The sequence below is a fragment of the Sphingobacterium sp. 2149 genome (assembly GCF_031455655.1).
Lineage (GTDB): Bacteria > Bacteroidota > Bacteroidia > Sphingobacteriales > Sphingobacteriaceae > Sphingobacterium.
The window spans coordinates 13,584-24,284 of sequence record NZ_JAVDTD010000013.1 but is presented as its reverse complement, the minus strand read 5'-3'; the positions used below and the strand labels follow the sequence as shown (position 1 = coordinate 24,284).

The following is a 10,701-nucleotide window of genomic DNA, read 5'->3' as shown; positions in this document are numbered from 1 at the left end:
CGCAGTCAATTTGGCTTAAACAAATTAATACGTTGAATGAGACAGCCCCCCAGAAAGCACTAACTTCTGGGGGCTGTTTAATTTGCGATGTTTTTAACGTTGTCGCCTTCTCTATTCCACCAACAGTCCGACATAATAATTGAACGTATCAATATCGATATTCTCTTTGGTCAATCCCTTTATTGTAATTGGTCTAAAATGCTGGTCCAATTGGATAAGTTCCCTTTTTTGACCTTTTACCCCAATATGTATCGGCATATGAAAGCCTTTGACTTCACTGATCCAGCGGCCCAAGACTCTCCCTGAAGGATCTTGTTTGATTTCCAGTGTAGGAATGGCGGTATGCTGTACATACTGTTCAAATACTTTTAACAGGTCTAATCCAGACTGCTGGCTTACATAGTTGACAATATCATGATAATCGACTTGCTGATGATAAAACTTACTGTTTAATCCCCTTAGGATATTCCGCCACTTTTCATCATTGTCAATCATCGTACGGATCATGTTGAGCATGACGCCACCTTTGGGATACATATCCCCAGAACCTTCTTTATTGACATGGTAGGGACCCTGGATAGGGTTATCATTTTGGATTCCACTTCGGATACCATGGGCATAAGCCTGACTGGCTTCTTTGCCATAGAAATAGTCGATAAATAAGCCTTCGGAATAATTGGTGAAGCTTTCATGGATCCACATATCGGCCAAGTCGGCTGACGTAATATTGTTTCCGAACCATTCGTGCCCAGATTCGTGGACGACAATAAAATCCCATTTATGTCCCCATCCGGTTTCCGAAGCATCCCTGCCACGATAGCCATTTTGATAATGGTTTCCGTAGGCGATGGCACTTTGGTGTTCCATTCCTGTGTGATAGGTTTCAACAAGTTATAACCATCTTCATAAAATGGATACGGACCAAACCAATGTTCAAAAGCCTCTAAGGTCTGGTTGGCGTTTTTTTGAAGATGGGCTTTCTTTTCCGCCGTATCGTTTTCGCGCAAAATATAGTAGTCTACATCCAATGGTCCTTTTTCACCTTTGTATTTTTCCTTAAAATGAACGTAGTCGCCGATATTGATAGCGACATTGTAGTTATTGATCGGATTAGCGACTTTCCAATGGTATTTGGTATAGCCATCCTTCATCTTTTCTACCTTGACCAGACGTCCATTGGACACAGTCATCACCTCTTTGGGAACAGCGATGGAAATCAGCATACTATCCACTTCATCGGATTGATGGTCTTTATTTGGCCACCAGACGCTCGCACCCATACCCTGGCAGGCCGTGGCCACCCATGGCTTTCCATTGCTGTCTTTTTTCCAGTCAAAGCCGCCATCCCAGGGAGCTTTGACCGCTTCTGTAGGATGACCTTCGTAATATACCGTAAATTCTTCCTGTGTTCCTTTCTTTATACCCGCCGGAAATTCGACAAAGACAGCATTATGTTCTCGAGTAAAGGAAAGTTCCTTTCCTTTGTAAACGACTTTGTCTACTTTAAGATTTGCAAAAAGATCAAATTGCAGGCGATTAAAATCAGTCGTGGCCTTGAAACGGAAAAGATTTGAACCCGAAATAAATTTATTGTCTATGTCTACCTTCACATCCAAATGATAATATTGGATATCGTAGCAGGTGCGCAGCGGTGACAGATATCCGCGCAGTGAATCAGCCCTGGTAAATTCATTTTTTTCTTTCATCAGCTGCGCTGCTGATTGCTGTATACCTGCGGTCAGTAGACTGCAGGTTCCCAATGCATATAATAGTATTTTTTTCATTGTAAATAATGGCTATTCGATCTATCTTCCTCCCGGAGGACAATGTAACCTGAGATAGTTTGTAAATAATGTTCTTAAATGCTCATGTGTACCCTGTCCCTCACTAATCGAATGGCTACGGTTGGGGTAGGACATCAACTGGAACTGCACGTTATTTTTAACCAATTCATTGATGAGGACTTCAGCATTTTGATAATGCACATTGTCATCCCCGGTTCCATGGATATAGAGTAAATTACCTTTGATATTTTTTGCATATTTCAGTGGAGAACCGTTTTCAAAGTCGGCAAGATTTTCTTGGGGAAGACCCATGTAGCGTTCTTGGTATACATTGTCGTAAAGTAACTGATTCGCTACCGCTGCAATGGCGATACCTGTTTTATAGATTTGAGGATATTGTCCCAGTAGGTTAAGTGTGCTTGATCCGCCACCGCTCCATCCCCAAACTGCAGTACGAGAGCTGTCTACAAAAGACCATTTCAGTATTTCTTGAGCTGCTAGTGCCTGGTCGCGGATGTTGAGCTGACCGATGTTCCGATAGATGCTTTTCCGCCACAAGCTGCCTTTAGGAGCAGGAGTTCCACGATTATCCAAAGAAATGTAAATGTAGCCGTCCTGTGCCATATTCCCTTTATATAGACTGTTGTAACCCGCACTAAAGTTGTCTATTACCGTTTGCGATGCAGGTTCGCCATAGACCATAAATACGACTGGATATTTTTTGTTCGGATCGAAATCCAAGGGTTTCACCATCCAGCCGTCCAATTCGACACCGTCGGATGTTTTAACTTTAAAAAACTCAGCAATGCCATCACTGACTTTCTTTTCACGTTTCAAATCAAAGTCTACGAGTATTTTGTGTGTCGGTAATTCAATGACGGCATTGTGTTTTAATGTTGCCCGGTTACTAAAGCTGAAGATTGCTAGCTTACCGTCTTTTGAAATATCATAATCGCAGGTTCCTTCGTATGACGCCGGTGTTAGTCTCTTAGGAACGCCGCCTTTCGTAGATACACTATACAGATATTTTTGCGTTGCATTGTTTGGAGAAGCGGTAAAATAAATAGTTTCATTTTTCGTGTCGAAAAAGTCAATATTGATCAGATCATAATCTGCTTTCATAACCAGTTTCTCATTGCCTGCGAGATCAATCTGGTAAATTTTGCGCCAGCCGTCCTTTTCAGATACCCAGATGAAGGCCTTTCCGCCTTGAACCCAGTCCCATCCAGAAGGATCGTTGTTGTTCCATCGTGATTTGATATCAATCCACGAGTCACTTTGCTCCTTATGTATGTTTTGCGCTTTATTATCGGAGAGGGCGACAGTATAGATCTTGCTCTCATTTTGTTTTCTATTGAGTTGCTCTACGATGACCTGTTTGCTATCAAGACACCATTCCATGCGGGGAATATAGTGTTGGATGGGATCTCCCGGAATATTCAGCATCGTACTTTTTCCCGTGGCGATTTCAAAGGTCCATATCGAACAGGCACTCGGTGACTGTCCAACTTTAGGATACTCCACAGGGATGGTATAGGAGTAGAGGCTATCCGTATTGTTGATCATCAAAAAATTACGGATGTTACGGGCATCAAGCTTCCAATAAGCAATAGAAGTACCGTCCGGAGACCAGCGGAAACCATCTTTGCAGCCAAATTCTTCCTCGTATACCCAGTCGAAAGTACCGTTGATTAGACGGTCTGTTCCATCTTTCGTAACGGCAACGATGCGGCCATTCGCAAGATCTTCCACGTAAACATTATGATCGGCTTTATTGACGTAAGCTACTTTATCTGCTTTTGGGTTAAACTTCGCAAACATCAGTTGCGAAGCCGGGAATTGTTTGCCTAGCTGCTGTAACTGACTGGACTTTTTATTATAGACCCAATAATCACCTCTTGTATTCTCGCGCCAGACTCTCTTGCTATTGGTATACAGTAAAATAAGCTCCTTGTTTTTGGAAATCGAAAAATTCTCAACCTTTAGTGCTGTTGTTGTCCCTTGTGGAATAAGCGATTGCTGTGAAAGAAAGATGGATCTCATCCCATTTTTAGGGTTGACCATTTCTATTCCCTTATCAGAAAATTCATAATACTGATCACCTTGATCTGTCCATAGTCGTTGCGCAAAAATGGAGGCTGGAACCTGAAAAACCAGTATTAAAATAATAAAGATCGACTGTTTAATGCTGTTCATTTGTTTATCTATTTGAGCGTTGGCCCTAAAGTGATCAAAGTTCACTTTTCGGGTTTATTGCTATGTTCGTTATCTGTTTTTTAATTAATTGGGTTGTCTTTAAGCTGATATATTTCGTGTATTTCACGTTCAAGATATTTCCCTAAACGACGATATCCATCTTTTTCAATAAGATAATTGTCTTCGATACGAACCCCTCCGAAATTGAGGTGCTTTTTTAAGAAATCATAATTAATAAAGTCCTTGTGTAAATTTTGCTGTTCCCAAAGCTGCGTTAATTCAGGGATAATATAGATTCCGGGCTCAACAGTGAGTACATTGCCAGCTTCTAGTTCCTTGCCTAGTCGGAGTGATTTGATACCGAAAGTCTTGGTATCTTTTGGCTCAGCTTCGGTATAGCCTACATATTGTTCACCAAGATCCTCCATATCATGGACATCAAGACCGAGCATGTGCCCGAGTCCACATTGAAAGAAAAGTGCATGCGCGTGATTCATGACCGCATCTTGCGCATTGCCTTTCATGAACCCGGTTTGTATCAGTCCATCTACAAGCGCTTCACACGCTTTTAGATGTATTTCTTTAAAACGTATTCCGGAAGTCAGCAGCTGTTCAGCAGATTTAAAAGCATGTAAAACAATCTGATAAATTTCTTCTTGCAACGCTGTAAATCGTTTTCCTACAGGAAAGGTTCTGGTTAGATCTGAAGCATATCCCATAGCGGTTTCCACGCCCGAATCATTAAGGAGAATATCACCTTCACAAAGTTGGTGAAATTGCATATGGTTATGCAGGATTTCACCCCGTTTTGTGACTATCGGCGGATAGGAGAATGGGGTTCCCTGATCTTGCGCAAAATGTTGCATAGCATTGCTGATCTGATATTCATAACAACCAGGTTTTGTCATTCGCATAGCTATGCGATGCATATCAACAGCGATATCTACCGCCTTTTCTAGTTCCGCGATCTCCTCTTCCGATTTGACGCTTCGTTGACCAACCACGGCTTTAATTAAAGCGACCGAGGGTTCTAACTGACTTACAGAACGGCCAGTTATTTGTTGAAGTAATAATTTGTTGTGCGATTGATAAGGCGGTAGGTAGTGAATTACTGTTTGCGTTTTCTTGTTAAGATAGTCGAAGAGTTGATTGAAAGGAAGTACCGCGCTTATACCCGACAGTTCTGCCTTTTCCGCTAAAGTTTGCTGCTGACCCATCCACACAATATCGTCGATCGTCATTTCGTCACCAAATAGTATAGTCTCATTTTTTTCAATATCCAATACAGCAGCCAAACCTGGACTTTTTATTCCTATGTAATATAAAAAGCTGCTGTCTTGACGAAATGGATAGGTGTTGTGCTCAAAATTAATCGGGTTTTCAATGTTGCCTAACAAAAGAATTTTGCCAGCACTGAGCGATGATAAAAGCTTATTTCGGCGATGAAGATATATTTCTTTTTTGAACATAAATTTTGGAAATTTTAGAATGTAATGCTTTTTATGTTGTTAAAGCCATAGATTTTTTGTTATATTTTGTTTTGCAATTGGCTTGCCTCTTAGATGTACATTGTCTAACACGAATATCGTAAAATTTAAGCGCTTCAAAACGATTTATTTAAGAGGTTTATCTTTGATAGTGCAATTTTTGCTGTTGTTACAAACGAATAAGATTCATTTTTATACACTATAAAGAATCGAAAACGAAATTTAATAAAGTTCTATCTTTCTGTTGAATTATAATTATCACAATTTATCAAAGTCTAATTGTATTTTAACCCATTTTTTTAATATTAAAGCGTTTTTAATACCAATTATACCTTTTCGTAGAAGATTTGTTAAAGGATTATTAAATATTGTCGGATTCTAAACATATTTTAGTATTGTAATTTTATGAACAAACTAAATATATTGTTGTTGCTTTGGAGTTGTTATATTTATATTAACTAAACAGTAACATAAACTAAACATACCTATGAAAACGCTCCAATTTAATGTTCCTACCATGCGAGGCCAGAGCCTTACTATTCAAGAAGATGTTTTGGAAAATTTCTACCCCCATTTTCATCGACATCAAGAAGCTCAATTAATGTGGATAAAAAAAGGCAAAGGAGTTTTGATTGTTGAAGATACCTTACACCCCTTTAAGGAAAATGATATTTTCTTTTTGGGGGCAAACCAACCACATGTGTTTAAATCGGCCTCTCAGGACGGTTTTTCAAATGAATCTCGCTCTGTTTCCATTTTTTTCGATCCAAATGGAAAGCTTAAATCGCTGTTTTCCCTGGACGAATTTGAATCGCTGAATCAATTTATCTATAGTAACTCCAGAGGATTTAAAGTTCCCGAGACTTATTTTGACCAGATATCACAAAGGGTTTGTCAGTTGAAATCTGCGGATCAGATGGACAAGTTGATGCATTTTTTTTATCTATTGAGAACGTTAGCAAATATTTCCAGGGGCGCCGATGCGCTTTGTAACGAGCGCGTGGAAGCAGGCTTGGAAACAATACATGGATCAAATCGTATTAATTTTATCTGCAACTATATCAGGGAACACTATAGAGACGAACTAACGTTGGAAGAAGTTGCTGATCACGCCAATCTTACGCCACAAGCTTTTTGTCGCTATTTTAAAAAGCATTGCGGGGTTACTTTTGTGACTTATCTTAATCGCATAAGAGTCAAAGAAGTGTGTAACCAATTAAATGAAGACCACTTGGACAGTGTTTCTTTTATTGCCTACAACTGTGGCTTCAATAGCATTACCAACTTTAATCGCGTATTTAAACAAATCGTCGGCTGCAATCCAAAAGAGTATGTGCAGCAGTACAAACAAACGCTCTATTCTGTGATCTAATGCTAATCGGGAATACAGTATGAAGGATACTTTAAGCCATTAAATATTCTTTTATTTGCTCGCTTTGATTAGATAGCTATTAAAATCCAGCGGTAATAAAATCTCGTTAAATTGTAATGTTAAAATTCTTTTTAATGAGATTTTTGCTTTTATATTTATCTGTCTTTTTTCCTAGAGAAACGGATATAGCTTACCAAATCCAATGGTAGAAGCTATTCATCTCATCCCTGTTTTTTTTGAGGAAAAAAATCATCTTTATTTCTCACTATCTTAAAACAACACATCAATCATTTTTTTTATTGGTTTTTTTGAAAAATAAGGTGTTAAATCGATGTTATGTCAATGGTTTAATTGATTATTTGCTTTTTTGTTAGTTGTTTTTAAATCAAAAAAGGGTGTTTAATGTGTTTTTGATGTGTTTTTATTGGGAAATATAGGTGGTGTGAAGTTTTTCTGCTGCTATTATGTTGTTTATTTAACACTTTGGGTTAAAAATCGGGTATTAATGATCAAAATTCGGTTATCAATGCAAGCTAAGTACCCCTAACTTAGTTGTTATAAAAACACTAAAAACTAACATCTGAAACTAAACTTATGAACAGAAAAAGCATTGCTATGCTAGCCGCTACCGTTTTGGTAAGCTCGGCGGTATATGCGCAAACAGTTTTAAAAGGGAAGGTGGTCGACCAAGACGGAAAGCCTATACCCGGAGTTACACTGACACTGAGGGATGGAACAGCGACACAAACAGGACAAAACGGCGAGTTTACGATCAACTACAAGCAGGCAGGGACTTTAAGCGTTTCGGCTATCGGTTATGGTCGTAAGGAAGTGAACTTAACCAATCAGAGTACAATTCAGGTTACATTACGATCTGATGAACGGAGCTTGGATGAGGTGATCGTGACAGCGATGGGAATTAGCAGAGATAAAAAATCGCTAGGATACGCAATTCAAGAAGTAAAAGCCAAAGACTTGACCGATGCTGGGCAATTGAGTGTAACGAGTTCTTTATCGGGAAAAGTTGCGGGGGTGCAAGTCAATCAATTTGGGGGAGCAGTAGGGGCATCTGCGCGGATTTCGTTGAGAGGAAACTCTTCTCTGCAGGCAGATCAACAGCCGTTGATTGTTGTGGATGGAGTTCCTATTAGCAATAATACACAACGTTCGGGAGACAATACCTATGGAGGAGTTGATTATGGATCTGGTTTAAATGATATCAACCCGGAGGATATTGAAGATATTCGTATTTTAAAAGGTGGTTCAGCTGCATTATATGGTATGCGTGCAGGAAGAGGAGTTATTGAAATCACGACAAAATCTGGTAAAAAGGCAAAAAACGGAGTGAGTTTGGCCTACGACGGAAACTTTACCGTGGATCAAGTTGCGACCTTGCCAAAATTCCAAAACTTATATGGCCAGGGATCACGAGGAGACGAGTATCATTATAATCTGAATGGAAAAGGATTGACTTATCAGCAGTATGCGGAACAAAAATCTTTTAATTATGTCGATGGTACGGGTGAATCAGATGAAGGTGTAAATGATGGTTTTGATGAATCGTGGGGACCTCGTTTGGATATAGGCTTGAATCTGCGGCAATTTGATAGCCCTGTGGTAAATGGGGTTAGACAGGCGACTCCTTGGATTTCACATAAAGACAATGTGCGAGATTTTTTTCAATTGGGACATTCGCAGAATCATAATCTCTCATTAATATCAAAAGGGGATAAGTCTTCTACTAGAGCGGCATTATCCTATAGAAATCAAATTGGAACTGTACCTAACACGGATCAGACTAAGTACTCCATGCAACTCAATAATTTTTATCAATTATCAGATAAAATATCCTATGATGTGATGGCTAACTATTCGAGGACACAAAGTGATAATTTGATTATGCAAGGGTATGACGGCGCCAATCCGATCAATGGTTTTATTTGGTTTGGTCGGCAGGTAAATATGCAAAGTTTAAAAGACAATTGGGATCAGAAGGATGCCGCTGGTAATTATGACTTTTACAACTGGAATTCATCTTATCATGTGAATCCGTATTTCACAATGAACAAGACAACAAATTCATTGAATAAAAATCGCGTTTTTGGAAAGTCGTCCTTATATTACCAACCCTATACGTTCTTAAAATTTGAGGGACGCGTAGGGTTGGATTATTACAATTCGAAGATGTTTCAATCAAATTATTTCAATTATGATAATCCAAACGGAAGTTTTCGAGATCTTAAAACCAATAATACAGAGTTGAATTTAGATTTTATTGCTACGTTTAATAAACAACTCGGTGATTTCAATTTACTTGCAAGCGCGGGTGCAAATTATAGAGATGCACAGAATGAAAACAGCACTGTGGGTGCAGACGCCTTAACTGTGCCAGGGATTTATACGATTTCTAATCGGGTAGGAGATGCGGTCAACTTAATGGACCATAGTCATATTCGATCGAATTCTATTTATGGTTTGGCTTCAATAGGCTGGAAAGATCAGATATACGTAGATGTGACGGCAAGAAATGATTGGTCGTCTACGATAACTAAGTCCTTTTTCTATCCATCTTTCAACCTAAGTTGGCTTCCTACAACGACTTTTGAAGGTCTGAAAGGAGATATACTTTCCTTTTGGAAGTTGCGCTTCAACTTAGCTGAAATTGGCAATGCAACCTCAGCGTACAGAAATAAACGATATTATTACGCGCAAAACAGCTCATTTAATGGGGTTGCTCAAATCTATAAGGGTATGACTTATCCAAATCCTGATTTAGAGCCAGAAAGTATACGGACTTGGGAAGTCGGTACCGAAATTGGCTTATTTAAGGACCGTTTACACGCTGACTTTACTTATTATCACAAAAATGCAAAAAAACAAATCCTACCGGTGACAACCTCTAATGTTGTCGGATTTAGTAGTATGGTTTTGAATGCAGGGAATATTGAAAGTAAAGGGGTGGAAATCCAGTTACGTGGTGATATCTTAAAAAGTGAGACAGGAGTAAATTGGACGGCATCGTTCAATTTTGCAAAAGATAAAAATAAGATATTAGAATTGTACCCTCAATTAAATTTGGATACCTACCAAATTGGTTGGACATGGGGAATTGCCAATATGGCTAAGGTGGGTGAATCGTGGGGAGCATTAGTTGGCCCTGGGTATAATCGTGTTGAGGATGGTCCAATGAAAGGTGCTATTAAAGTTACCGAAGAAGGATTTGTAGATAACACAAAATCTACTCAGGTTATTGGACATGTTACGCCCAACTATTTGATGAGTTTAAGAAATGAATTTAAATATAAGGATTTTACAGTTGGTTTCATGTTAGACTTTAGAAAGGGTGGGGATATTTGGTCACAAACAATGAATCATGCTTATGCTTCGGGAATTGCAGCTATCACTGCTGAGAATGGCGTCCGTGAGCGTACTATTATTGCAGGGAAAGATGTTATGAAAAACGAACGATTCGTTATGCCCGACGGGAAAGGAGGTTGGGTAGAAAATACTATTGCTGTAAATACACAAGATTGGTATGAATCAGGAGGAATAGCGGAAATGTATGTATTTGATGGGTCTTTCTTGAAATTGCGTGAAGGATATATTACTTATACAATCCCGCAGCATGTTTATGGTAAGATTAAGGGGATCAAACGTGCGAATGTGTCATTGATAGGATCCAATCTAGCATTATTATGGGTGGATAAATCAAATACAATGCGGATTGATCCAGAAACTAGCGGTGTATCAAGTGATAGTAGAGGTGTTGGTTTTGAGCAAGCATCAGTGCCAAGTTCGCGCAGTATAGGATTGAAACTAGGTATTACTTTTTAATTAGACTTCAAGAGTTTTTTATATTCTC

5 protein-coding genes and 1 pseudogene are annotated in these 10,701 nt (G+C 39.1%); 2 read left to right on the top strand and 4 right to left on the bottom strand.

All coding sequences use genetic code 11. The features are described 5' to 3' along the window. Positions 1-111: 111 nt before the first annotated feature. The 4 genes and pseudogenes from J2X77_RS18585 to J2X77_RS18570 all read right to left on the bottom strand — a co-directional run bounded on the left by J2X77_RS18585 (position 112) and on the right by J2X77_RS18570 (position 5,449). A complete protein-coding gene (locus J2X77_RS18585; protein WP_310081956.1) occupies positions 112-867 on the bottom strand; it encodes a M1 family aminopeptidase in 756 nt (251 codons plus the stop codon). Positions 868-1,157: 290 nt separating this feature from the next. After that, positions 1,158-1,706: pseudogene (locus J2X77_RS18580) on the bottom strand (M1 family peptidase); the annotation flags it as partial. Between the two features lie 99 nt (positions 1,707-1,805). After that, entirely contained in the window at positions 1,806-3,980 is a 2,175-nt protein-coding gene (locus tag J2X77_RS18575; protein WP_209575836.1) for a DPP IV N-terminal domain-containing protein, read from the bottom strand. A gap of 80 nt (positions 3,981-4,060) precedes the next feature. Continuing rightward, the gene (locus tag J2X77_RS18570; RefSeq protein WP_209575834.1) at positions 4,061-5,449 is read right to left on the bottom strand and encodes an aminopeptidase P family protein; all 1,389 of its coding nucleotides are present in this window, start codon (positions 5,447-5,449) and stop codon (positions 4,061-4,063) included. Positions 5,450-5,954: 505 nt separating this feature from the next. Here J2X77_RS18570 and J2X77_RS18565 point away from each other — a divergent pair. Further along, a complete protein-coding gene (locus J2X77_RS18565; RefSeq protein WP_209575832.1) occupies positions 5,955-6,839 on the top strand; it encodes an AraC family transcriptional regulator in 885 nt (294 codons plus the stop codon). Between the two features lie 594 nt (positions 6,840-7,433). Further along, a complete protein-coding gene (locus J2X77_RS18560; protein WP_310081953.1) occupies positions 7,434-10,673 on the top strand; it encodes a SusC/RagA family TonB-linked outer membrane protein in 3,240 nt (1,079 codons plus the stop codon). Positions 10,674-10,701 lie beyond the last annotated feature (28 nt).

Bases quoted from the DNA above. Each gene is read 5' to 3' on its own strand.
- J2X77_RS18575 (WP_209575836.1), bottom strand. From the start codon at position 3,980: ATGAACAGCATTAAACAGTCGATCTTTATTATTTTAATACTGGTTTTT.
- J2X77_RS18570 (WP_209575834.1), bottom strand. From the start codon at position 5,449: ATGTTCAAAAAAGAAATATATCTTCATCGCCGAAATAAGCTTTTATCA.
- J2X77_RS18560 (WP_310081953.1), top strand. From the start codon at position 7,434: ATGAACAGAAAAAGCATTGCTATGCTAGCCGCTACCGTTTTGGTAAGC.
- J2X77_RS18585 (WP_310081956.1), bottom strand. From the start codon at position 867: ATGGAACACCAAAGTGCCATCGCCTACGGAAACCATTATCAAAATGGC.
- J2X77_RS18565 (WP_209575832.1), top strand. From the start codon at position 5,955: ATGAAAACGCTCCAATTTAATGTTCCTACCATGCGAGGCCAGAGCCTT.